We start from the raw sequence: 24,396 nt of genomic DNA, 5'->3' as shown, positions 1-24,396 counted from the left end.
ACCAAGTCAGATCGTCTGGCACCTAAAGTGTTGGAGTTGGTGTCTGCTGGACACTCTTATCGACAAGTCGGTCGGCTGGTCAATCTAAGCAAAAATACCGTGTTGGATATCGTTAAAAGAAGTCGGAGTGAAAATCCTTAGCGTGCTATATTTTCCGTTTCCTGAGACGACCCCAACCATGTCCTTTGACCACAAAAATTTCAGGTTCAAATGTAAAATTTGACATTTTTAAAACTCTCCTAGTTTACAACTATATTGTTAAAGTTTAGGACTTTAATGTCCAGTTTAAGTTTTTATTGTCCAATCACAGGCTGCAAACCAATTTCTATACGATTAACTATAAGAAACTCAAACAATTCATCAAAGTCGACAGTCAACAAGATCATCAGGCTAAAGTGAAATCACCCATTTTTGCTCCAGTCGCTGCACCCAGCTTGCAGAAGCCAGCACCAGCACATACTATTCAACCGAGTGCACTAATTAATTCGATTCAACAGGCATTTCAAAATATCAAGGTTAGATCAAATAGATTTGAACCAACATTAAAAGTGGCAAAGGAATCCCTTATAAGCCCCGACTTTGTCACGCGTGAATCTTATTCAATAGTTGGATTAAGCCAACCACTCCACCCTGCGGCATCCAAGGAAATATTAAAAAATATGGATATGGACTACCGCTGCTTTTATCAAGCACTGCGGCAACAACGGGTAGATATTGATTATGATGATCAGCGTATTCAACAACTGTTAAAGTATCAGAAGCGAATTCTTCAACATATTGTATATATCAAACAAAATTTTGCAGGACATGAGCGTTATCAATGGCATACGCTTGAACAATTACAGATGGAAAACTATTTTAAGAAATAGGTCAAATTGCACTAAGACCAATTCAGTTGATCCGTCCATAGAAAGTATATAGACAGATCAACTGATTTAATTAAAGGCTGAACTAATACATATTAGAAGTCAAAATCAAATTTTTTAGATTGAACAAGTTGTGGTCTATTCTGGTTTTCCTGTTCACGTTTTCTAACTAAGGCTAATTCATACTCATTTTTATAGCGTTCGCATAAGTTGTTTTGACGTATTTGCCAAATGTTCTTTCTATATTCTGCTACCTTATCTTGATCTTCAGGATCAGTGCTATAGAGTAACGACCTCGGAATTTGTGGGACATCTTTTAAATTGGTTCCATGTTTTTTATTATAATCTTCATTAGATAAGCACGATACTGCACTGCTCACTTCGATTTCCATACCATGAATTTCTATAATTTTTGTGGGCGCATATTTTTCTAAAAATTCATTTATTATTTTTTCAGTTTGTGTTCGGTAATGAAATAATATATTACGACCGAATCCAAGCACATCAGCCGTGATTTTTAATGCACCTCCTTTTTCAGGATTTTTTTGACGATATTGCTTAAAGAACTGCTCGGGGGAACGTTGAATATTATCCAACATACTTTTTTCTGAAAATAATAAATGTAAATGTGGCTGTTCTGACTGCCCATCGAGCGCAGCCACATGATTATGAATTGCGATTGTTGATGGCATTTTATATTGACCACAAAATTCATACATTAATCTTTCAGACAACTCTATACGGCGATTTTTATCCAGTTCTTTTGGCAAAGCGATTGTAATATGTGATGAGGTTCGTCTAGTCTCACTTGTATATTGATCAGCTGCATACCAAAACTTTTCAGGATTATTTTCAGACCAAATCGGCATATTATAGGATGCACAATATTCAAGCTCTTCAATGTCACTTTTATGCTTTGAAAAATATAAAGTACGCGTAATATAGTGATATGCACTTTTTGAGAGTCGACACTTTGAATCACCATCACTCAATTTTATTTGACTATCACCTTTAACGTTGTGACTTAAATGAAAATAATACATTTTTACTTCCGATATTAATTTAACTGGGATATCGGATCCTACAAAATTTTAAAAATTCATGATTCGTTTCGTGAAGAAAAATGAAAAAAAATATTTTTCAATTAAAACGCATGAGCAATACCACTCCCATAATTTCAATTTGTATAATAAAAACAATAACTTAGTTGTGTGTTTTGTTTGTATGTAGAAACAGTAAATCTAAAACATGAGTAACGCATAAATTATATAATAATCAATTGCTTAAAACTAAAAGTGCTGCGCAGCACGAGGAGAAGTGTCTTTTAAAGCGAGCGAAGCGAAATTTAAAAGACACGGAAACGAGATATAAAAAATCTTTTTTGCATTCGCAAAAAAGATTTTTTATCTGCCCCACCATTAACAGCCATAAATTAACAGTTAAAACTAACAGAAGAGTAGTTTTTTTTGAAAACCTCAACTTATGACGATTTTTTTTTAGACTCTGTGATATACCAACATTTTCTTAAATGCAGATGGTTTAAAAATGGCTAGAACTAGATTAACAGTAGATGAAATGATTTTAAGTGTTGAAAAGCACTTAAAACAGATAGCAAGACGCACTCATTCAGATGAGTTAATACTACAATTGATTCGATCAAAAACTGCAAATCAATTTACAGAAGAAGACATTAAAAATTTGAGGAATAAATATCATAAAGTTTTAGAATTAAATAGATTAGAAGAAGTAATGGACACTATCTGCTCAATCAAAAAAAGTGATCGCTCTGATATTGAAAAAGACATTGTTGATTTTAGTGGATATGAAGACCCTTTCTCTCAGACTGATGAAAGATTAAAAATAGCCTTAAGGATGCTAAAAAACTACAATCGAAGAGTTCCTGATTTAATAAAACAAAAAGCACATGATGAAATCAAAAATTCATTTCATAGTTCTTATAGACAAGTAAAACAAAAGATAAAAGATCGAAAGCAAGAGAATCATGAGAAATTTTTTCTTGGAAGTGTGCTTATATCATTTTTTAAATCACAAAATATTGAAATGAATTATCTTGAGAATACACTTAAAATGATAGAGCTTTATCAAATAAAAAATTATTTTAGAAAAGAGCTGTTTTTAGAATCAGAAATCAAAGAATTTAAATTTTCAGAGCAAGGTAGAAGCTTTAACGACAAGAAAAACGCGATTTTATCTGATCCTAAAAATCCTTTTAAAAAATAAACAATAAAATTAAAAGATAAAGCAGTATACGTTAACTCATTTATTTTAGATGAGCTAAGCAGTCGACGTTGTTATTACCAACAACGAACAAAAGATTATTTACTGATATAATAAAAAAAATAAGTCTTTTTTTTGATTTTTTAAACATATCTCATCTTTTTTTTAATTAATTTGTTAAATTATATTTTATAAGTAATTGTATTGCTGACCCTCTGCAATTATTTTTAAATCTATTTTTTTAATTGGAAATAATATGGGAATTATAAACAAATATGTCATGGTGATTGAATCTGATGAACCTCCACAAGTTTTCCTAAATGATACTATTCCAAAAGTCGGGAAAGTCATTGAACTTAAAACAGAGCAACTACCCAACCGTGTAGATGCAGCGTGGTTACAAGAAAGATTTAGTATCTCGCGCAAAGCACTTATTGAAAAATTGAGAATTTTTAACAGAGGTACTGATACTAAACATCTTTACGATCCGAAAGAAGTCATACCAATTTTAGAGAATTTTAATGTCACCAGTAGACGTGGCGCACATCGAAAGAAATAAGGGAGCAATTGCTCCCTATTTTATTTAAGATGCGTTCATCATTTTAGCAATGTCTGAAGCGGTCGGATTATAATATGTATTAATCAGAGTTTTAATATCCCTATGTCCTGTAACTTTAGCCAAGATTTCCACAGGTAATTTGCGTTTATTCACAAATCGAGTAATAGCTTCATGCCGTGTATCATGAAAATGAACTACATTATGCAATTCTGTTTTCCCAATTGCTCTTTGCCAAATTAATCTAAATGAATTTGAATTATGTGGAATTAATTTTACTCTATCCATGTAAGGGATAAGGTTTAGAAGATCACGGGCTTCTTTAGATAAGGGAACATCACGAGCATCACCATTTTTTGTGATTGGCAAATGTATGTAGTCAGGATAGATATTGTTACACGTAATCCCTAGAATCTCCCCTTTTCTCATAGCAGTTTCAATCGCAAAAAGAAAAGTCCATGCAACATACTGTCTTGGTGTTTGTGGCCTTGTTCCAATTTTATAATTAAGCGCCTTAAGTATGATTTCAATTTCACTATGACTTATTAGTCGATTACGGGCGGGAGGCTTAGTTGGCTTAGTGACCTGTGCGAATGGATTGTCTTCAATCAAGAAAAGTTCATTTTTGGCGTAATTAAAAACTGATGTGTATAAACACATTTGTCGATGTACTGTCCCAGGTGCGACTTTCTCTAAACGTTTATCTCGCCATTTTTTTACGTCAATAGGTTTAATTTCATAAATTGACTTTTCAGCAAGTTCACCAAAATAATTTTTAAATGTTTCTCTTTTTATTTGTTGCTTTATAAAGGATTTACCTCTTTTCTTATATCCAACTTCATCATAATATTTCTGACAAAGGACAAAGAATGAAAAATATGGTTTTTGCATCTGAGTTTTTTTAGGATCATACTCAGCTTTCATTTCAAGTAAACGAATAGCAGCCCATTGTTCACACTCTCGTGCAGTATCACGTGTGACACTGTCTCTAAGATTTTTATAGCGTACTTGAATACGCCAAGCATTGCCGCGCTTCACTGGTTTTTGCATAAATCCACCTTGGTGTCGTAGCAGCACCAAACACAAAACCCAAGTGTAAACTTGGGGGCGTTTTGGTGCTAAAACGGAAATAATAAGGTGTTTTTGACGCAGATTTTGACGATTTTAAACCATCAAGCTGACCAATTTAGCATTAAAAACTCTTAAATTACCTTAATTTTAGCGACTTAACTACTTGATAATTAAGTATAAAATTTTGGTAGGTATAAGCAGACTCGAACTGCTGACCTCTACGATGTCAACGTAGCGCTCTAACCAACTGAGCTATACACCTAGAATGAGAAGCATGATATTCATTTTTTATCAGCTTCACAAGTTTTTTTGTGACTGTCTTAATGCGATCGCACAGTCTTTAAGCAAGCGCTTAAATTCTTCAATATTTGCACCATCCTGCTGCTCTAAAAAAACAATTTTTTGATATAACACAATCGCTTGTTCAAATACCTGTTTGTTTTCAAGCTGACTTGCTAAACGCTGCATCCATACCTGAAAAGTCTCTGCCGGCTGCTTATATAAATTTTTGGGCAGTTTCTTTTGAAATTTGAATACAGCCCTTTGGTAATCTGTTTGATGCCCTCTTTGTCGCCACCAATAAATCCCCACATAAATCACTAAAATCGTGCCAATACTCACGATCAAAACAATCACATAAGCATAACTTGAATCTAACCCTAAGCGAGACAACCAGTTTTTCTGTTTTTCTGCATCATAACCGACAACTTTGCTTTGCCATTGATAGCTTAAGTAGTCACTCCAAATCCGCATATTGTTTAGAAACTTAAACTGTTGTAAACGCCAAGCCTTAGTCTCATCTCCCCATATACTCTGATCTTGTACCAAATAATCTTGCATGCCAGTATCAATCCGTTGCGGTGCAATCATGGCAGTTGGGTCTATTCTCTGCCATTTCCCATTGAGATAGACTTCACTCCAAGCATGTGCATCCAGTTGACGAACTTCCCAACTTTGTCCATCGGGTGCCAATTGCCCACCTTGATAGCCAGTCACTACACGTGCAGGAATGCCGGCATAACGCATCAACATCACAAAGCTTGAGGCATAGTGCTCACAAAAGCCTTTGCGACTAGCAAACAAGAACTGATCAATACGATCACCACCCAATATTCCTGGTGCCAAGGTATAAACAAAGCCATTTTTTCGATACCAAGCAAGAACGGATTGTAAATACTTTTCAGGTTGTTTTTGACTTTGCTCAAAAAGCACATATGCCAATTGCTGGGCTTTTACATCTCGATCTGGGTCAAATTTGAGATTTAACGCCACTTCGCTCGGTGATAAGACTACCGCTTCACCAGACATCCTTCCCAACCACAGCATTTGTATGGGTACGTTACGCTTAACCAATTGAGTTGGGCGAATACTATTATCTTGATACAACTGCAAATAGCGCTCCTGTGGAATCGAGTATTCCAAGCCCATAATCCAGTTGGCATGCTCATCCGCCGCTAAATATTGATAAGGCACACTTCTTGATGTGGACTGCACATTTTTAACCTGCTGATTAAAAAAACTACTGGTCCATGTGACCCCATCATACTGATCCAAGACTAAAGCTCGCCAGTACAGCTCTGATCGACTTGGAAATTGCGACATATTCGCCACAACCCGAAACGCCAAAGCCGAAGATTGCGATAACTGTGCAATATCCCCAGGTGACATGCGATCACTGATTCCTGTAATGGCCTGATTACTCTGAATTGGAATCGCCCATAGTGGTGGTAAACGCGGAAAGAAAATAAATAAGATCAGAAAGAAAGGAACTGCTATTCCAACAAATTTAAAAATTTGCTGAATATCTTGTTTAAATTGATTGGATGATAATTTCGTTTGATTAAATAACCCTGTCTGTATGCGATACAGCCCCAGTAAACACATTACGAATACAGTAAGTACAATCACAGCCATCCAAAACGCTTGGCTATGTAATAACAAACTCGCACTGACGAATAAGGCAAAATTAAAGATGATTAATACATCACGGGTGGTTTTCGCTTCCAAACACTTGGCAAACAAACAGGTACTTAAAAAGGCAACACCCGCTTCTATACCCAATAAGGTTTGATAGTTAAGATAAAGCAAACCTAAACACAACAAAATAAAAATCAGCAAGAACCATTTTGGAAAAGGCGCCCAGCTTTGTTGACGATATCTTCGAAGCAATAGCAGCCAAACCACTGCCCATACGCCCGTTAAAACGGCAGGTGCGAAAGCAGCTTGCCCAACCAGCACAAGCGCCAAGACAGCTAAAACACAGAAATAGATTTGCTTACTCATGACTACGCCTGCGCCAATAAAAGTTTTGCTTTAATCAACTGGGATTGTCCTTGTCCGCGCTCCAAACGTGTCTGCGGTAAAATTAAGGCATAATCATCACCCAATTGTTCGCATTGCTCGACCAAACCCATCATAAAACTCACTTTATCTTCATGACTTTGTGCGGGAATCTGCTGATAGTCAATTTCAAGATGCTGGTGATTGGCTTGTGCCTCAAACATTTTGATCAGAAATCCCTGCCCACGTGCAACCTGTTTCCATGCGACATTCTGATAGGAATCACCGTGTTGAAAGCCTCGAAGTTCTTTAAACTCATCTAAACTATCTTGAGCAGAAGTTGCTTGGTTTTTGTGTTCTTTCTGCCAGTCATAGGCTTTGGGGGCAATCCAGACTTTTTGTTTTGGCGATAAATAAGTCCAAGCACGGACTAAACCAAGAGGATAAGTCGAATAAATTTTAATGGTCTCAAATTCATAAAGTCCGCGCTTTTCTGCAATAAAAGGTAATTCAACACTGTGTTGAGTTTGATCGATATAAATCAATTGTTCTCGAGCTTGCCATTGAATTCGTAGATAGCGTGCCGAAGCAACGGATTGTTTAATGAGCAACTTTAAACTGAGCACTTGATCAACCTGCCCCACTTCAGGAGGGACAAGATCGATTTGCAGATCATGTAATTGTTTGAAGGTCAGGTAAAAACTAATGCACAGGATGGCACTGATTAAAAAGCAGAACCCTAAAATCAGGTTATTGGCATAGTTAATGCCAGCAATAAAGGTAATCAAAATGAGGATTAAATACAAAAAACCCTGTTTATAGATAAAAACCAATACATCTTTTTGTCGCAAGGTTTTGCTCTGATCCACTTGAAATCGTTTGGCAATCCATTGGCTGAGTTGCTGTTTGAGTCCAGTTTGCATAGGTCTGTACTCACTTACAATGCTTCAACCGACTGCAAAATCTGTTTTACCTCCGCATCGCCTAGACCAAGACGATGTGCCGTAACAGCGACAAATACGGTTTGCACATCATCAGTCGTAACAAAGCTGCGTCCTTCAACCAACGCATAGGCTTGTGCTGCGGCCTTTAATGCCAACACGCCACGGGTAGATAAGCCATGTCTTTGCTTACGCGTTTCAGCAGCCAAATCTAAAATATAATTAAGGATGACATCGCTCAAGAAAATCTGCTTTGCCAACTCACGTAAATGTAAAATATCGGCTTGGGTAAAGACCGCATCTAATTGATGAATCAGGACTTGGCGTGAGCTTTGTTGTAGGAGTAGCTTTTCTGCTTGACGAGATGGATAACCCAGAGACAACCGCATCAAAAAGCGGTCTAGTTGAGACTCTGGCAATGCATAAGTTCCACTTTGAAACAGTGGATTTTGCGTGGCCAACACCCAAAAGGGTTGCGGCAACTCATAATGCACGCCATCTACGGTAACAGCCCCTTCTTCCATCGCTTCAAGTAATGCACTTTGGGTTTTAGGACTACAGCGGTTAATTTCATCAGCAAGTAAGATTTGAGTAAAAACAGGGCCTTGTTTAAACTCAAATACATGTTCTTTTTGATTAAAAATATTGATCCCAATGACGTCGCTGGCCAACATATCATTGGTAAATTGAATACGCTGAAAGTGCAATCCCGCTAGACGCGCCAAGGCACTGGCTAAGGTGGTTTTCCCCAATCCAGGTAGATCTTCAAACAATACATGTCCACCAGCCAATAGACAGGTCAAAGCCAGTTTGGTCTGTTGTGGCTTATCCAAAATAAGCTGATTCACTTCAATTAAAAAGTGTTCAATCTTCTGTGCAAAACTTTGAATATCTTGTTCTAATGCTTGGTTTTGTTGTTTTTTGTGCTGAACCGAAGTCTGCTGCATGCCCCACATCATCCTCTCCCCAAAATAAAACAGTGCATGTTTCAACATACACTGTTTTGGTTTTTTTTCAACGAAATCAATTGATTTCTAGCAAGGGCATTTTTTCATATTACCGCCCGCTGAAGGATAACGCGCATCAATACAATGACGATAAAAAGTCTTGGCGTCCATTGGTGTTAGATCAGGATGATGCGCTTTCATATGCTGCACATAAGTTTCATAATCAGGCACACCAACCATTAGACGAAAACTTTGCTGCAAACGTTGCCATAACACAGCAATCCGTGACCAATTCTTCGGTGATAAAAGCAAATGTTTTTGCGACATGATGGTGAATTTAATAATTTTCACAATCACCGCACTGCCTTGTCGAGCAATTTTAAAGTCCATACTTACTCTCCTTTGATGCTATTCGCAGTCATTGGGGTTTCTGAATAAACAGCTGGTGCTTCGTTCACGGTTGGTGTTGGGCTTGCCAATGCTCTACGTATAATGCCAATCGAAGCAATCACCATCACAATTGCGACGATCATAAAGAAGCCACAGAGTGCTGCATTGATCTGATTCGACATCACAATGGTTTGCATTTCAGCAACGGTTTTGGCTGGTGCAAGCACCTCACCACGGGCAATTGCATCCGAGAAACGATTCGCTTGCGCAAGGAAGCCAATTTTTGGATTTTCATGGAAAATCTTTTGCCAACCCGCCGTCATCGAGGTAATGAATAAGAAAATCGTCGGGACAATCGTGACCCAAACATACTTCTCTTTTTTCATCTTGAATAGAATAACTGTACCCAAGATCAAGGCCATGGATGCCAAGATTTGGTTACCAATACCAAATAACGGCCACAAGGAGTTAATTCCGCCAAGTGGGTCAACCACCCCTTGGTAAACAAAGAAGCCCCAACCAGCTACCGCGACAAACGTTCCGACCAAATTCCCAAAAAATGAGCTCGATTGTTTAATCGCTGGTACCACGATACCCACAGTATCTTGCACCATGAAACGACATGCACGTGTTCCTGCATCGACTGCAGTCAAAATGAATAAGGCTTCAAACAGAATCGCAAAGTGATACCAAAATGCCATCATTGAGCGGTTGTTGAAAATCTCTGAAATGATATGTGCCATACCAATTGCAAATGTAGGCGCACCACCAGTACGAGACAGGATTGAACTCTCACCGACTTCCTGAGCCAATAAGGTCAACATTTCTGGACTCACCACGAAACCAAGATTACGCACTGCTTCCGCTGCGGTCTCAACCGAGGTCCCTAAAACTGCTGCTGGCGCATTAATCGCAAAGTAAATCCCTGGATCAAGTACTGTCGCACAGATCATGGCCATGATGCCGACAAAAGACTCCATCAACATACCACCATAACCAATCATACGAATATTGACTTCGTTATCGACCAATTTAGGCGTTGTACCAGATGCAACTAAGGCATGGAAACCTGAAATCGCACCACAGGCGATGGTAATAAACAAGAAAGGAAATAAACTACCTGCAAATACAGGACCAGTACCATCAACAAAGTGGGTCACTGCTGGCATTTTCAGATCAGGCATCGCAAAGATAATCCCGATCGCCAAGCCTGCAATCACACCAATTTTAAGGAAAGTCGATAAGTAGTCACGCGGTGCTAATAACAACCAAACCGGTAAAACAGAGGCGATAAAACCATAAATAATTAAGGCCCATGTCAATTGAGTACCACTGAGGGTAAATAACTGCCCCCAATATGGATCTTTTGCAACATCACCACCATAGACAATCGCCGCCATCATTAGTACAAAACCGATGATGGATACCTCTGCAATTTTTCCTGGGCGTAGATAACGCATGTAAATGCCCATGAATAATGCAATAGGAATGGTGGCTGCAATACTGAATACCCCCCATGGGCTATGTGCCAAGGCTTTCACGACGACCAATGCGAGTACCGCAAGGATAATGATCATCACACCCAACGTACCCAGCATGACAATCACACCTGCAAAAGTACCGAGCTCCTGTTTCGCCATTTCACCCAAAGAGCGGCCATCTCGGCGCGTTGAGATAAATAGAACCAGAAAATCTTGTACCGCACCCGCAATCACCACACCGACCAAGAGCCAGATCGTTCCAGGTAAATAACCCATTTGTGCTGCGAGAATTGGACCGACTAAAGGCCCTGCACCCGCAATCGCGGCAAAGTGATGACCGAATAAAACGAATTTATTGGTCGGAACATAATCCAGACCGTCAGCAAGGCGATGTGCTGGAGTTAACCGTTTAGGATTTAATTCAAAAACTTTGTTTGCAATAAATAAACTGTAGAACCGATATGCAATGCTATATACACAGACCGCCGCAAGAACCAACCAGACTGCATTGACATGCTCACCACGACTCACCGCCAATATCCCAAATGAAATTGCCCCGACGATGGCAACCAAACTCCATAGGAGTTTTGAGGGAAGTGATGACTTTGCTTGTGTTGTCTCCATTCAAAAACCTCTCAAATACATAACGCGTGGTTATTTAGATTTCCCTTTCCATATTTTCTGTAGAAGAAATATCTTTGTAAGTTTACCTTCTAGCTTCAATTATTTATCTAATACTTTGGCATAAAAAAAGGGATGATTGTTTAATCATCCCTTCGATAATTGTATGTCTTGAGTAGCTCTGCCACTCATTCACAATTATGCACGTTCTAGGTAGTCACCAGTACGTGTGTCTACACGAACGCTTTCTTCTTGCTGTACGAATAATGGAACACGTACCACAGCACCTGTTTCAAGTTTCGCAGGCTTACCGCCACCGCCAGAAGTATCACCACGAACACCTGGATCAGTTTCAACAATTTTGAGCACAACGAAGTTCGGTGGGCTTACAGTTAAAGGTACGCCATTGAATAACATGATCGTACATTTTTCATTAGAATCGTCTTTTAACCATTTCGCAGCATCACCCATTGCTGTTTTATCAGCAGCGATTTGCTCGAAAGATACAGGATCCATGAAGTTCCACATTTCGCCATCGTTGTAGAGGTAATCCATTTCAACTTCTACAATATCAGCTGCTTCTAAAGAGTCACCTGACTTGAAAGTTTTTTCTAATACTTTACCAGAGCGAAGGTTACGTAATTTCACACGGTTAAATGCTTGACCCTTACCTGGTTTTACATATTCATTTTCCATGATTGAACATGGGTTGCCATCAAGCATAACCTTAAGGCCTGCTTTAAAATCATTAGTAGAATAATAGGCCATGAAAGGCGCACTCCAAACTTAAAACTCAAATCTTATGGGCTTGTTTAACATTCATATCTGGTTACGACAGAGGAGATTTTTCCGACGATAAAGGCATGGATGGTGAAATTTAGTTATTCTAAATAAACCATACATAACGCAGTAGCGACAAAAAACATCCCTGTCCCGCAGGGTTATGACTAAAATTCCCTCATACTTCGTTATGAAACTTGGCAAGGGAATAGCCATTCCCCGCGTTTCACGCCTCGCCTGATTAAATTTTAGCCAATAACGCAATCATATATGAACGTTAAACAAGCCCCAATGTTAGACTACACGCACAGGTGTGACACTAACACTATTTTTAACGTATGGCATGATAAACTATTTACATCAAGAGCAAAACTGGCAATCACAACTCAGTGATCTAATTACTGATCCTTTAGAGCTGTTAAATCTGCTTGAGTTATCTACCGATCAACTATTATCAGGGGCAATCCTCGCCTCTGAACAGTTTAAATTGCGCGTCCCGCGTGTATTCGTCGGAAAAATGACCGTCGGAGATCCATTCGACCCTCTGCTACTGCAAGTCTTACCACATCATCTCGAACTGGAACAACATCCTGAATTTGTTACTGACCCGCTAGGCGAAGAAGCAGCCAATCAAATGGCTGGGGTTTTACACAAATATCAATCGCGTTTTTTGCTGACCTTAACTGGTGCCTGTGCGATTCACTGTCGCTATTGTTTCCGTCGTCATTTTCCCTATCAGGAGAATCTGCCTAAAAATGACGACTGGATCAATATCAAGCAATATATTGAGCAAAATCCGCAAATCAATGAAGTGATTTTAAGTGGTGGTGATCCACTGACGCTGAACAATCGAAAAATTTCTTTGTGGCTAGAACGTCTAGCATCTCTCCCTCAGATCAAGATACTGAGAATTCATTCACGGGTTCCGATTGTGATCCCAAATCGTATTGATGAAGAGCTTATTTCTATATTAAAAAACAGTAGGCTACGCATTGTAGTAGTGGTACACTCAAACCACGCAGCTGAACTCGATGATTTCACTTGCTCGAAGTTATTACAGTTATCACTTCACCATATTACCGTGCTCAATCAGGCGGTTTTACTGAAAGGTGTGAATGATGCTGCAGAAACTTTAAATGACTTGAGTCACCGTTTATTTGACGCACGAGTAATGCCCTATTACCTTCATGTTTTAGATAAAGTCAAAGGTGCTCAGCATTTTGATTTAAGATCTTCAGAGATAGATCAAATATACAGTGATGTATTAGCGAGTTTACCCGGATATCTCGTCCCAAAACTCGTCAGGGAAATTGCGGGCGAAAAAAATAAAACACCGCTTTTTGGGGTTCAAACGTTCTGAGATTGATAACACAATGATGAATAATGCTTTTTCGGATATTTTTCAAATTCCAACGGTCTTAAGACGAGACAAACTGAGTTTTTGCGATACCAATTCAAAAAGCCTGAATGAATGGATTTCCAACCTGTCCATCATGCAATTGGGCGATACCTCCAAAGCACTGTTTGCTGCTTTATTAGAGCTGAGTGAATTAGAATGTGCTGAAACTTTAAGATTTGATTTAATTCAAGTTCTGCATCCAACCATTGAAAATGTTTTGGGTAGCCTAGAAAAAAACTTTTTTAATCAAGGTGTAATCAGCTCTGACCGTAATGAGCATATCATTGAATTGGCAATGCTATTGCGTTGTTACTTTGCTGCTATTTATATCAATATCGTACGTCGTAGCAATGACCAACTTGATCAACAAAAATTTTCTATTTTCGCCCTAAATCAAAAGAAGAATCTACAAACGGCCAGAACACTTGCGACTTTCCAATCTTTGCAGCAACTGACTCAATTACTCTATCAACAACATATGTTGTATAGCGAGCCTGTTGCAGGACAGTGGTTAATCGCTCATCAACTTTATGATGCTGCTGTAATGCACAAATACCAGCATACTAACGTGGATCAGGCCCAAGGCAAACCAAGCTCCGTCAGCAATATTACTCAAGCCTATGCACAATTGATTTTGATGGATATTTTTAATACCAATCAAATTCGTCAATCTGAAATACAGGCATTATTTCAGTGTAGTTTTGACTGGGCCAAAATGGTTCAAATCTTGGCTAAAGAAACTGATTTAACCAAGTATGTGGTGGATACCAGCAAAGACCATCCACCCATTTATAATAAAAAACAAAGCTCTGGCTTTAATCCGAATATTTTTATCAGTACCCATAGCCTACTCGACCATGTCACGGCAACCTTACACAAAAATGCGGAATATATTTCTAAAAATGAAAAAATTTATTTAACCCCTGCGCTTAAATTTCATGTGCAAACCATCTTAGGCACAACCGCCGAACGCCGTCATGAGCGTTATGAATACTCAGCGCAACTGCATATTTGCTTTGGTTTACTGACGGCACACTTCTATCTATCTAAAGCCAAGAATTTCGCAGAGACTTTATTGCTAGATCATAGTTATGGTCTACAAAATGAATCGAAATTTATGTCTGCTTGGGACAAAAAAAGCGCCTCTGACAATCAAGAGTCTGCGATTCAACGTTTAAGTCGTGAAAGCAAAGCCGTTTATCAAGCAGATATTCTGGATATCAGTGTCAACGGTTATCGTATTAAGTGGTCTGGCGAAGCGCCAAAAAATCTACGAACAGGCGAATACATTTTAGTTAAAGAAACATCACATGGGCATTGGCGTGGAGGCGTAATTCGTTGGCTCAAACAATCGAGCGAGAAAAGTCTGGAACTCGGTTTAGAAGTATTGGCACAAGAGATCTTCCCTTGTGCTGTTCGCATACAGGCGGACCGACATATCAGCAATTATCATCCAACACTTTTATTAAAAAACCAAAATCTGGATGAAACAAAAACAACTTTAATTTTACCAGGTTCACAAATTTTTAGAGAACACCAAGCCGTTCATTTAAGATTGGGGAAAGAGGAAGTCAAAGTGTATTTATTAAACGCACAATTAATTACCCAAAGTTTTGTTCAATTTGAGTTTGAACTGCTAAATGATGAGGAACTACCTGTTCTTCAAAAATATATGGCACAAAAAAATATGGACACAATTGATCAAGATTTATGGGAAGCATTGAAGTGAGAAATTCTTTACTCTCTAAAAAACTCAAACGGACAGAGACCCGTTTACTAATTATCGACGATAACCAACTTCGTTATAATCAGATTGCCGCGATATTTAATGCACAAGATCATCAAATCAAGGCCACCTTATTGGATGATCTTAAAACATTTGAAAAGCAGTTGAATTTACCCTGGGATATTGTGATTTTTGGTCGTGCTTATGACCTAAAAATCGAACAAACCTTATCCTTGATTCAAGCTTCATCACAACCAAGCCTACCCGTGTTGTTACTACAACCTGATGACTATAATGCTGATCAATTTCAGACTTATATTCATAAAGGCATCTATGATGTTTTGAATCTCAAAGTACCTGAAACTTTCTATATCAGCATGATCCGTGCATTGTCTTATAGCCGTCTGGTTCAAGCTGAACACCGCTTGCTAAATGAACTAGAAGCAGCACAAACGCAAGCTCAATCCTTAGTCGCCGAGACGCATAAAGCTGTTGCGATTTTACAAGAAGGTATTCACATCAGTGCCAATACGGAATATGCCAACTTATTTGGATTTGCGAGTGAAGATGAACTGATTGGCTTACCGATTCTCGATGTGTTGCAACCTGAAGATTTAGCCCAATTTAAGCTGCGCTTTAAGAAGATTTCTCAAGGTCAGTTTGAGCAAGGACGTTTTGAGCTACGTACCCAAAACGCAACCGTAAAAAATAATCCACTACACATTGAATTTTTACCTTCAGGCAATGAAGAAGAAATTCAGCTCAATATTGAATGCGGATCACCATCTCAAGCGACAACTGTGCCCACAGCCGCCGTTCCATCTGAAAAAGTATCAAGCATCAGTAGCGCGTTACAACAGATTAATCGACAACTGACCAATCATCCAGCCAATGCCAATGCAGTTGTGCTGTTTAGCTTGAGCAGTTGTCCAAATGAGGTTTTTCAAAGTGATTGGCGTAGCAGCAAAACTTATTTTGCCAACATCCAAAACTTTATCAAAGAGCAAGTGAGTGTTCCTGTTTATCAAGTCGATAGCACACTCTATGTTGCATTGTTCCAAGCTGAATCCAAGAATGTTTTAAATTCACTGCTGATCGGTTTAAATAGCTTACAGAAACCACAACTTTTAGCGACAGCTCAACACACCTTCCCTTTACATCTTAAATTAGGCTATTGTGAACTCGCTCAAGCTATACCAGATGAAGCCATTTTTGAACAAGTGCTGAGCAAGGCATTTTCTGCGACTTTACCCGTATTTAACAGTCCAAAAATTGATACTGATATTGGTTTAACAACCGAACACATTCCAACAAAAGTCCAGTTGAGCCTATTGCAAGAGCTTAAACAGAAACTGGATGCAAGTGATATCCACCTTAAATATCAACAACTTTATGATAAACAAGATCAACATACGCATACCTATGAGGTCTCTGGCGGCTTTATCTATAACAATCAATGGCAAGACTTAAGTGATCTGACTGATCTTAAAGATGATGTTGAGCTCTCGGTTCAACTTGATCGCTGGATTTTGGTCGAAGCCTGCAAACAATTGCATAACTTTATTACTCAATATCCGAAGGCCAAACTGATTGTAAATCTAAACCATCATGTCTTATTAAATGATAAAAAATTGCCAGAATTGGTCGCCAAATTACTGACTATTATTGGCAGTAAACAAGCACACCCATTGATTTTGCAATTCTCTGAACAAGCACTGCAACAGAACCTGTCACAAGCACAGCCACAAATTGCTTTACTGCGTCAACATGGCGCTGAAGTTTCGATTCGTGGTTTCGGTGATTCACTCTATAGTGATTCAATGCTGCAGCAGATTGATGCTCAATATTTAAGTCTACATGGCAAATTGACCAAAATGCTCGCCTCTGAAAAAGACATGGCAAACTTACAAGAAAAAATCCTGCATTTTATTGGTCAAAAGCCAGTGGAAATTTTCTTAATGGAATTGAATGACATGAACCTGTTTGCCAATGCCTGGAATGTTGAAGCTCGTTTCTTACAAGGGAACTATTTCCAGAAAAAACTTGATCGTTTAACCGATGTACAAGACCAATAAGGTCTTGTACATCGCTGTCTATATACATTATATCGATAAAAATATAGGCACAAAAAAACGGGCAAAATGCCCGTTTTTTTCTTTCTTGATATTAACGTTTGATAGAACGTGACATACCAGAGAAACGTTGTTTGAATTTGTCGATACGGCCGCCTGTATCCACATTCTTTTGTTTACCAGTATAGAATGGGTGGCAAGCTGAACATACGTCAAGGTAAATCGTTTCTTTACCAAGAGCAGAACGAGTTTCGATTACGTTACCACATGAACAAGTAGCAACTAAGTTTTCATATTTAGGGTGAATATCGGCGCGCATGGTCGATGCTCCTATTTAGTAAGAAAGGCTTAAGCTGTTATCGCAATTGATCACTCTCAATTTGAGGAAAGCAAAGTATTTTCACACTTGCAGATCAACACCACAACAGACCATTTCTTTTGACCCACCGAGACGCTAACGGTCAGAGCAAAGCCAACAAGTGGCAAGCATTATACGTCAAAAAATTTAATTTTGCGAACTATTCCTGATTTGATTTTGACCAGTGGTTCGCAATCATGCCACAGACCATCAGCTGGATTTGATGAAAAATCATAATCGGCAGCACAATCATCCCTAATGGCTGTCCAATGAACAGGATTTGTGCCATGGGTACCCCACTCGCCAAGGTTTTCTTGGAACTACAGAAGAAGATCGTGACTTGGTCAGCATGATTAAAGCCCAACCATTTAGGGATATACAAAGCAAGCAGCATCACGATGGTCAATAACACCGAACAGGCAAGCACCAAATACAACAAGGTTAAACCACTGACCTGATGCCATAAACCTGCTACCACGGCACTACTAAATGCCCCATAGACCACCATTAAGATTGATCCCTGATCAAACGCTTTCACAATACTTGGCACTTTAACCATATAAGGGAAAACATAAGGTCGAAGCAGTTGACCCAGAATAAAAGGAACCAACAATAACAAAGTGATTTGAATAATTGATTTGGTTGGATCAAAGCCATGTTGACTTTGACCTAAGATAAAATAACTCACCAAAATTGGGGTAATGAACATCCCGATAATATTGGAAAAGGAAGCACTACAGACTGCAGCAGCCACATTCCCCTTGGCCATCGAGGTAAATGCAATAGAGGATTGTACTGTGGATGGCAAGAAGCACATAAACAGGAAGCCCCAATACAACTGCTGCCCTAACATTGGTTCCAACACAGGTCGAGCGAGTAACCCAATGACAGGGAAAATTGCGAAAGTAAAAGCAAACACCAGCGCATGCATTTTCCAATGCATCATTCCTTCCAGCACCGCCTCACGTGACAGTTTCGCCCCATGTAAGAAGAAAAGTATTGCAATTGCGACGGTGGTGAGAATATTAAAATAATGCGCAATCTGCCCCGAGACTGGCAAGAAAGTCGCCAGCGCTACCATTGCAACCAATAATAGTGTAAAGCGGTCCAATGCCAATAATTTCAACATAACTTATCCCTATCTATTCTCTAAGAACTATAAAGCCCAGTATGACTTGTTGACCATTTGATCGACTCATCATACTGGGCTATATAAATAAAGCTAGGGCTTTAGATTAGAAATCTTGGACTAAATAGACCAAAGATTAATTATTACGTGCATTTTGATCCTGTTGAATCAATTCAACTTTATAACCATCTGGATCTTCAACAAAGGCAATCACAGTCACACCGCCTTTCATTGGACCCGCTTCACGTACAACTTTACCACCTCGTGCTTTAATCTCTTCACATGCTTTATAAGCATCATCTACACCAATGGCGATATGACCATAAGCATTGCCTAAATCATAGCTGGCTGTGTCCCAGTTATGCGTAAGCTCAAGCACAGTATTGTTTTCTTCATCACCGTAGCCCACGAAAGCCAAGGTAAAACGCCCTTCTTCGTAATCACGTTGGCGTAGCAATTTCATACCAAGTACCTCAGTGTAGAACTTCAAAGATTGTTCTAAATTACCTACTCGTAGCATCGTATGTAACATGCGCATATATATCTCCTAGGAAATGCTTATTCTGATGATTGCTTTGTCAACAATTTACCAACCCATATCACGAGAATTAAAATTGGCAAACCCATCAAAAATGTAACCGTAAAAAAGCCTGAATAGCCAATATGATTCACTATTGTACCTGAGTACCCACCAATCGTTTTAGGCAAAATCAGCATTAATGAACTAAAAATAGCATATTGCATAGCTGTAAAAGAAACGCTGGTCAAACTAGAAAGAAATGCAATAAAAACCGCCCCAGCCAAACCTGAGGCCAAGTTATCAAAAATGATCCCCATCACTAGCCAAGCTTTACTATAAGGTACGACTACTTTTCCTTTTAATTCGATATCCGAATTTTTATCAACAGGAATTGCGGGAATATCAGATAAGTTCATGCGATAACGTGGTTGACTTTCTGAGAGCTGTTTTTGATAACGATGGGTCTGGGTTAAAGTCTGTACATGCTGGTTAGCCTCAAAGCTCGCCTCAACCTGTATTTCATTTAGCTTAGCCAGTTCACTTCCAGGAACAACAACACTCCAATCTGTATTTTTTATTTTAGCTTCCACTCGATTTTGTGGGTTCAATAAAATACTGACGGATTTTAGTTGCCCATTTTCAGGCAAGTTTAATAAAGCACCATGAATAATGACGTCTTTCAACAACTCATCTTTATATAGAAGATTATCCCCACCAATTGCTTGAGTATAAAGATCTGGTTGGTCTCCTGATTTAAAGACTTTTAATGGGAGAGAGATTTGTAAAGGTTTATCATACCCTTTCGGTTGTGAAACAATAGAGATCTCATTTTGGCCTGTTACAGTATTGCCTGGAAATTTTAGTGACCAATTCCCAACCTCATCAGGCGTTGCAGTGTAGACTTGACCACCAACATTGACCTGAACATCCTGCATAGTTGCACCAGACTTTACTAAGCCAACAAAAATCAAATTGGTCGTACTAGCAAGAATTGCACCTAACAACATCATTTTCATAATGTTATAACGCTGGGCTAACATCCCACCTAAAAAGCCCCCTAAAATAACAAAGAAGATTGCAAAAAACTTATTGAACCAAGCAATTTCTTCTTTATCAAAATTTAAGTCTAGATAGAACAAGTTCGCCATGACCCCAGCAACGACATCAGAAATACGATAGAAGCCGATCAATAGTAAAATAGCTAAGGCAACTTTTATTCCATATCGTTTAAAAAAGTCTAATAATGGTGCTAACCATGTTTCAACTACAATCGTCTTATTAATTAGGCCAAACTTAATTAGCCCTAAAATTGCAACAACAGCAATTGAAATACTAATTAAAAATTTAATTACTAGAAGAATAAAGCTCAAGAAAGCATCTTGAATAGAAAACGAGTCAAAAATCAACCCAATGTGATAAAAACTAGTTGCAAAGACGATCGTTGAAACAATAAAAACTGAAAATAACTGGGCATAATCTTTCGCGTGATAATGGTGTTGAATACGCTTAACTTGAGGCTCATGAATCAATAGCGTTGTGATAATACCAATGACCATTAAACCCGCCATCAAAAGGTAGGTCGTTCGCCATGCTTCATAAATATAATTACCAACTGCTGTACCTAACGAGGCCGCAAATAATAATGCCCCCAACTGGGTAATAATTGTGGCTGTGCGATAACCTGCATTATATGTTGAAGCCAAAACAGTCTGTATATTAGGATCTTCTGTTAACTCAATACGATAAGCATCTACAATAATATCTTGTGTTGCAGAAGAAAAACCAAGAAAAATAGCAGCGCCAGCCATAATCGTTAGATTCGAAAATGACCCAAAGTCAGATGTATTCGGCAATGGATTGGTCATAGCCATCATACAAATGGCACAAATAACCAAAAGCTGCGACACCAACAGCCAACTACGTCTTAGTCCCATTTTTTTTGTTAGATATGGAAGCGGTAGTTTGTCTATTAAAGGAGCCCATATGAACTTAAATGAATAAGCCAACGCTGCCCAAGAAAACATTGTAATCGTACTTCGGTTAATTCCAGCTTCAGTCAACCAAAAAGATAAGGTTGAAAAAATCAAAAAAATTGGGATTCCCGATGAGAAGCCTAAAAACAACATTATAATTGCACGGCGATCTAGAAAAGCCATAAAGGAGCTTTTCCACCCTTTCGATTCAACACTCATTCGTTGTTATTTTCCAATAATCTATGAATGTGCTTATTCAATCGTTTCTTGCCCTTGCTTGCAAGTTGCTTTATGCAATCATTCTTTTGTTTTGTCGATAAAAAACACAAGTTCGCTTGATCTTTGGGGCTAAAACTGTATACCTTTAATTACTCAACTTTAGTTTATTTGTTGGATAGCAACAGTGACCCAAAAACTCGATCAGATGACTGCAACAACTTTATCTTTAACACCAACAAACACTATCACCGCAAATATAAACTCTTTACCTAGTGCCTTTGAGCAGACGGAAATACAAGCAACACTGATTAAAACCGCTTTACGTGCCGATCAACTGACGCATATTCCAGATCTCGCAGAAATTCCGAGTTCAACTAAACGAATTAAACCGCTCAATAATTTTTTGGGGCAAGACCGAGCGCGCGCTTCTGTTGAAGCAGGTATTTCACTCCCTTACTCAGGCTATAACATTTTTGCTGTCGGCACAGCAGGTCTTGGTAAACGTACCATGATCAAACGTTTACTCCAGCAGCACGCCAAAACCATGCCGACGCCAAACGATTGGGTCTACGTCAACAACTTCAAAAATCCAAGACAACCGATTGCGCTACGCTTCCCTGCGGGACAAGGCAGTAAATTTCAAAATGCCTTACAACAAGCGTGGCAAATTATTTTAAAACAACTCGAGCGCCGCTTTAGCGCAGAAAGTTACCACAACCGTATTGAACGTATTCGTCAGGATACTGGCGATGTGCAGCAGCAAGCTTTGGTTGAACTCACAAAAGAAGGTGAAGGGCTTGATCTAAAATTGGTTTCTCGCAATGACAAGCATGTGTTTATTCCAATGCAATTACGCGACGATGAATATCACGAGTTAAGCCAAAATGATCTGAATGCCCTAAGTAGCAAAGAGCGTGCTGAAATTAACACCAATATGCGTTATATGGAGAAAAAGCTTGAGCGCTTGGGTCTACATCTAGGCGATTTAGAAGATGACGCCCGCGATCAAGTATCAAGTTTGAATCGCGATATCGCGACCCAAGTGGTCATGCCACGTGTTGAGTCACTCTTAAACAAAAACAAAGAGGTGAAAGGACTCGACTTATATTTAAAACATTATGCTGAAGATATTATTGATAATGTTGAGCTGATTTTAGAGCAAGAAGAAGATGACTTTACTCCTGCTCTATTCAATCGAGTTCCTTCACGCTATCAAGCCAACGTAATCGTTGCCAATAAACCCAATAGTGGTGCGCCAGTTATTTTTGAAGACTTCCCAACGCACTACAACCTATTGGGTCATGTTGAACAACTTACACATAATGGCACCATTACCACCGATTTCACTTTGATTCGCCCAGGTTCTTTACATCAAGCCAATGGCGGTTTTCTCATGCTTGAAGCGGAGCAATTACTTGAACAACCTTATGCATGGCAAGGCCTAAAGCGTGCCTTAAAATCTGGGCAACTCAAGCTTTCATCACTCGAGCATATGCTGACCTTAACAGGAAGCATTTCTATAGAGCCTGCTTCTGTTCCACTTGATATTAAAGTGGTTTTATTAGCAGAACCTGAAATTTATTATGAAATTTTGGAAGTAGAACCAGAGCTGGGCAGCGTCTTTAAAATTCGTGCTGACTTCACTGATACATTACAACGTAATGACAGTAATGAGCAGGCCTATATGCAGCTGATTGCTGATTATGTGCAAGCCGACAAACTCCTTCCGTTTGATCGTTCTGCACTTGCAGCCTTATTGACCGATTCGAGTCGCCAAGCTGAAGACCAAAGCTCATTGTCACTCCATGCATCTACCTTAGGTGATTTAATTCGCGAAGCACATCATCACGCGTTTAAAGCTGATGATAAGATTGTGACTGATCAACATGTCAACCAAGCTCTACATCATCGTCAATACCGCTTAGGCTATTTACGTGAGTTGTATTGGCAGGATCTTTCTCGTGGCACTCAGTTGATTGAGACCTCAGGACATCGTCTTGGCCAGATCAACGCCCTCTCTGTCATTCATTATGCTGATGTTGAGTTTGGTCTGCCATCTCGTCTGACCGCATCTGTGTATCAAGGTGGCGGAGATATCCTCGATATCGAACGTAGTGTTGAGCTTGGTGGTTCCCTGCATGCCAAAGGCGTGTTACTGATGTCGAGCTTCTTAAAAGCCCATTTTGGTCGTGAGCAAATCTTACATTTCTCTGCCGCATTGGCCTTTGAACAAAGCTACGGACAAGTCGATGGAGATAGCGCCACTGTTGCGGAACTTTCAGCGCTGATCTCTGCGATCTGTCAAATCCCGATCGATCAGTCTTGGGCAATCACGGGATCGATGAACCAATTGGGCCAAGTGCAGCCGATTGGTGGCGTCAATGCCAAAATTGAAGGTTTCTACGATGCTTGTAAATTACAAGGCTTAACTGGCAAACAAGGGGTCATCATTCCGCGTCAAAACATGCAGCATTTGATGTTACGCCAAGATGTGAGTGACGCCGTACAAGCAGGCCAATTCCATGTTCATGCGATTGATACCATTGATCAAGCCTTAGAAATCTTAATGGCTCGCCCAGTCGGCACACTTGACAAAAAAGGTCGCTATAGTAAGAACTCGATTTACGCGGCAGTGATGGAGCAACTTGAGTATTGGCAAGCGATTGAAGACGGCGAAGCAGTTGAAGATGATGAGCCAAAGAAAAAGAAAAAGCGCAAAAAGACCAAGAAAGATGAGCTTACAGCGAAAACTATCGAAGAAACGACTCTTGAAGCGAAGCGCTTAACATCCCTCAGCAGAAAGAAACGAAAATAGATGTAAAAAAAAAG

19 protein-coding genes, 1 tRNA gene and 1 pseudogene are annotated in these 24,396 nt (G+C 39.2%); 8 read left to right on the top strand and 13 right to left on the bottom strand.

The features are described 5' to 3' along the window. Positions 1-15: 15 nt before the first annotated feature. Together F957_RS21700 and F957_RS03250 are read left to right on the top strand one after the other, a co-directional pair. Positions 16-141 (top strand): helix-turn-helix domain-containing protein, encoded by a 126-nt coding sequence (locus tag F957_RS21700; RefSeq protein WP_228128566.1) that lies wholly within the window; start codon positions 16-18, stop codon positions 139-141. Positions 142-293: 152 nt separating this feature from the next. Next, positions 294-869: pseudogene (locus F957_RS03250) on the top strand (hypothetical protein); the annotation flags it as partial. Positions 870-961: 92 nt separating this feature from the next. On the opposite strand, the gene F957_RS03255 reads toward F957_RS03250, so the two are convergent. Then, complete coding sequence (locus F957_RS03255; protein WP_016543152.1) at positions 962-1,909, bottom strand: MobA/MobL family protein; 948 nt, start codon at positions 1,907-1,909, stop codon at positions 962-964. Positions 1,910-2,411: 502 nt separating this feature from the next. Between F957_RS03255 and F957_RS03260 the strand changes: the two genes are divergently transcribed. Further along, a complete protein-coding gene (locus F957_RS03260; RefSeq protein ID WP_016543151.1) occupies positions 2,412-3,107 on the top strand; it encodes a hypothetical protein in 696 nt (231 codons plus the stop codon). 253 nt (positions 3,108-3,360) lie between these two features. Then, positions 3,361-3,663 carry a hypothetical protein gene (locus tag F957_RS03265; RefSeq protein WP_008941996.1) on the top strand — a complete coding sequence of 101 codons (303 nt, stop codon included), beginning with the start codon at positions 3,361-3,363 and terminating at the stop codon, positions 3,661-3,663. A 24-nt stretch (positions 3,664-3,687) separates the two neighbouring features. Here the strand turns inward: F957_RS03265 and F957_RS03270 are convergent, their stop codons facing one another. The 8 genes from F957_RS03270 to efp form a co-directional block, all read right to left on the bottom strand. After that, positions 3,688-4,710: a tyrosine-type recombinase/integrase gene (locus F957_RS03270; RefSeq protein ID WP_016543150.1), complete on the bottom strand. Its 1,023-nt coding sequence runs from the start codon at positions 4,708-4,710 to the stop codon at positions 3,688-3,690. Positions 4,711-4,916: 206 nt separating this feature from the next. Beyond that, positions 4,917-4,993: transfer RNA gene (locus F957_RS03275), tRNA-Val, on the bottom strand. Between the two features lie 35 nt (positions 4,994-5,028). Beyond that, on the bottom strand, positions 5,029-7,014 hold the full coding sequence (locus tag F957_RS03280) for a transglutaminase TgpA family protein (protein WP_016543149.1): 1,986 nt from the start codon (positions 7,012-7,014) through the stop codon (positions 5,029-5,031). A gap of 2 nt (positions 7,015-7,016) precedes the next feature. Next, positions 7,017-7,934 carry a DUF58 domain-containing protein gene (locus F957_RS03285; protein WP_016543148.1) on the bottom strand — a complete coding sequence of 306 codons (918 nt, stop codon included), beginning with the start codon at positions 7,932-7,934 and terminating at the stop codon, positions 7,017-7,019. Positions 7,935-7,948: 14 nt separating this feature from the next. Then, a complete protein-coding gene (locus tag F957_RS03290) occupies positions 7,949-8,908 on the bottom strand; it encodes an AAA family ATPase (protein WP_016660556.1) in 960 nt (319 codons plus the stop codon). Positions 8,909-8,986: 78 nt separating this feature from the next. Further along, positions 8,987-9,289 (bottom strand): YbdD/YjiX family protein, encoded by a 303-nt coding sequence (locus F957_RS03295; protein ID WP_004770453.1) that lies wholly within the window; start codon positions 9,287-9,289, stop codon positions 8,987-8,989. A 2-nt stretch (positions 9,290-9,291) separates the two neighbouring features. Beyond that, positions 9,292-11,394 carry a carbon starvation CstA family protein gene (locus F957_RS03300; protein WP_016543146.1) on the bottom strand — a complete coding sequence of 701 codons (2,103 nt, stop codon included), beginning with the start codon at positions 11,392-11,394 and terminating at the stop codon, positions 9,292-9,294. A gap of 195 nt (positions 11,395-11,589) precedes the next feature. After that, entirely contained in the window at positions 11,590-12,159 is a 570-nt protein-coding gene (gene efp, locus F957_RS03305) for an elongation factor P (protein WP_004652839.1), read from the bottom strand. 355 nt (positions 12,160-12,514) lie between these two features. Between efp and epmB the strand changes: the two genes are divergently transcribed. The 3 genes from epmB to F957_RS03320 are packed head-to-tail and all read left to right on the top strand — an operon-like array spanning position 12,515 to position 17,371. Continuing rightward, a complete protein-coding gene (epmB, locus tag F957_RS03310) occupies positions 12,515-13,531 on the top strand; it encodes an EF-P beta-lysylation protein EpmB (RefSeq protein ID WP_016543145.1) in 1,017 nt (338 codons plus the stop codon). Positions 13,532-13,544: 13 nt separating this feature from the next. Continuing rightward, a complete protein-coding gene (locus F957_RS03315; RefSeq protein ID WP_016543144.1) occupies positions 13,545-15,299 on the top strand; it encodes a hypothetical protein in 1,755 nt (584 codons plus the stop codon). Further along, a complete protein-coding gene (locus tag F957_RS03320; protein ID WP_016543143.1) occupies positions 15,281-17,371 on the top strand; it encodes an EAL domain-containing protein in 2,091 nt (696 codons plus the stop codon). Before F957_RS03315 ends, F957_RS03320 begins: the two co-directional genes overlap by 19 nt. A 91-nt stretch (positions 17,372-17,462) precedes the next feature. Here F957_RS03320 and rpmE read toward each other — a convergent pair whose 3' ends face one another. From rpmE to F957_RS03340, 4 genes are all read right to left on the bottom strand, one after another. Then, positions 17,463-17,687, bottom strand: coding sequence for a 50S ribosomal protein L31 (gene rpmE, locus F957_RS03325; protein ID WP_005271825.1), 225 nt, complete (start codon positions 17,685-17,687; stop codon positions 17,463-17,465). Positions 17,688-17,886: 199 nt separating this feature from the next. Continuing rightward, entirely contained in the window at positions 17,887-18,855 is a 969-nt protein-coding gene (locus F957_RS03330; RefSeq protein ID WP_016660555.1) for a bile acid:sodium symporter family protein, read from the bottom strand. A gap of 136 nt (positions 18,856-18,991) precedes the next feature. Next, positions 18,992-19,393 (bottom strand): lactoylglutathione lyase, encoded by a 402-nt coding sequence (gloA, locus tag F957_RS03335; protein WP_004808260.1) that lies wholly within the window; start codon positions 19,391-19,393, stop codon positions 18,992-18,994. A gap of 20 nt (positions 19,394-19,413) precedes the next feature. After that, positions 19,414-21,567 (bottom strand): AmpG family muropeptide MFS transporter, encoded by a 2,154-nt coding sequence (locus F957_RS03340; protein WP_016660554.1) that lies wholly within the window; start codon positions 21,565-21,567, stop codon positions 19,414-19,416. A gap of 184 nt (positions 21,568-21,751) precedes the next feature. Between F957_RS03340 and F957_RS03345 the strand changes: the two genes are divergently transcribed. Continuing rightward, on the top strand, positions 21,752-24,382 hold the full coding sequence (locus F957_RS03345) for a Lon protease family protein (RefSeq protein WP_016543141.1): 2,631 nt from the start codon (positions 21,752-21,754) through the stop codon (positions 24,380-24,382). Positions 24,383-24,396: the final 14 nt, after the last annotated feature.

Origin of the sequence: Acinetobacter gyllenbergii CIP 110306 = MTCC 11365, from assembly GCF_000413855.1 — a bacterium.
Lineage (GTDB): Bacteria > Pseudomonadota > Gammaproteobacteria > Pseudomonadales > Moraxellaceae > Acinetobacter > Acinetobacter gyllenbergii.
Note: the sequence above shows the minus strand (reverse complement) of the source record. Positions and strands in the feature narration are given on the sequence as shown.

Bases quoted from the DNA above. Each gene is read 5' to 3' on its own strand.
- F957_RS03255 (WP_016543152.1), bottom strand. From the start codon at position 1,909: ATGTATTATTTTCATTTAAGTCACAACGTTAAAGGTGATAGTCAAATA.
- F957_RS03260 (WP_016543151.1), top strand. From the start codon at position 2,412: ATGGCTAGAACTAGATTAACAGTAGATGAAATGATTTTAAGTGTTGAA.
- F957_RS03265 (WP_008941996.1), top strand. From the start codon at position 3,361: ATGGGAATTATAAACAAATATGTCATGGTGATTGAATCTGATGAACCT.
- F957_RS03270 (WP_016543150.1), bottom strand. From the start codon at position 4,710: ATGCAAAAACCAGTGAAGCGCGGCAATGCTTGGCGTATTCAAGTACGC.
- F957_RS03280 (WP_016543149.1), bottom strand. From the start codon at position 7,014: ATGAGTAAGCAAATCTATTTCTGTGTTTTAGCTGTCTTGGCGCTTGTG.
- F957_RS03285 (WP_016543148.1), bottom strand. From the start codon at position 7,934: ATGCAAACTGGACTCAAACAGCAACTCAGCCAATGGATTGCCAAACGA.
- F957_RS03290 (WP_016660556.1), bottom strand. From the start codon at position 8,908: ATGTGGGGCATGCAGCAGACTTCGGTTCAGCACAAAAAACAACAAAAC.
- F957_RS03295 (WP_004770453.1), bottom strand. From the start codon at position 9,289: ATGGACTTTAAAATTGCTCGACAAGGCAGTGCGGTGATTGTGAAAATT.
- F957_RS03300 (WP_016543146.1), bottom strand. From the start codon at position 11,394: ATGGAGACAACACAAGCAAAGTCATCACTTCCCTCAAAACTCCTATGG.
- efp (WP_004652839.1), bottom strand. From the start codon at position 12,159: ATGGCCTATTATTCTACTAATGATTTTAAAGCAGGCCTTAAGGTTATG.
- epmB (WP_016543145.1), top strand. From the start codon at position 12,515: ATGATAAACTATTTACATCAAGAGCAAAACTGGCAATCACAACTCAGT.
- F957_RS03315 (WP_016543144.1), top strand. From the start codon at position 13,545: ATGATGAATAATGCTTTTTCGGATATTTTTCAAATTCCAACGGTCTTA.
- F957_RS03320 (WP_016543143.1), top strand. From the start codon at position 15,281: ATGGGAAGCATTGAAGTGAGAAATTCTTTACTCTCTAAAAAACTCAAA.
- rpmE (WP_005271825.1), bottom strand. From the start codon at position 17,687: ATGCGCGCCGATATTCACCCTAAATATGAAAACTTAGTTGCTACTTGT.
- F957_RS03330 (WP_016660555.1), bottom strand. From the start codon at position 18,855: ATGTTGAAATTATTGGCATTGGACCGCTTTACACTATTATTGGTTGCA.
- gloA (WP_004808260.1), bottom strand. From the start codon at position 19,393: ATGCGCATGTTACATACGATGCTACGAGTAGGTAATTTAGAACAATCT.
- F957_RS03340 (WP_016660554.1), bottom strand. From the start codon at position 21,567: ATGAGTGTTGAATCGAAAGGGTGGAAAAGCTCCTTTATGGCTTTTCTA.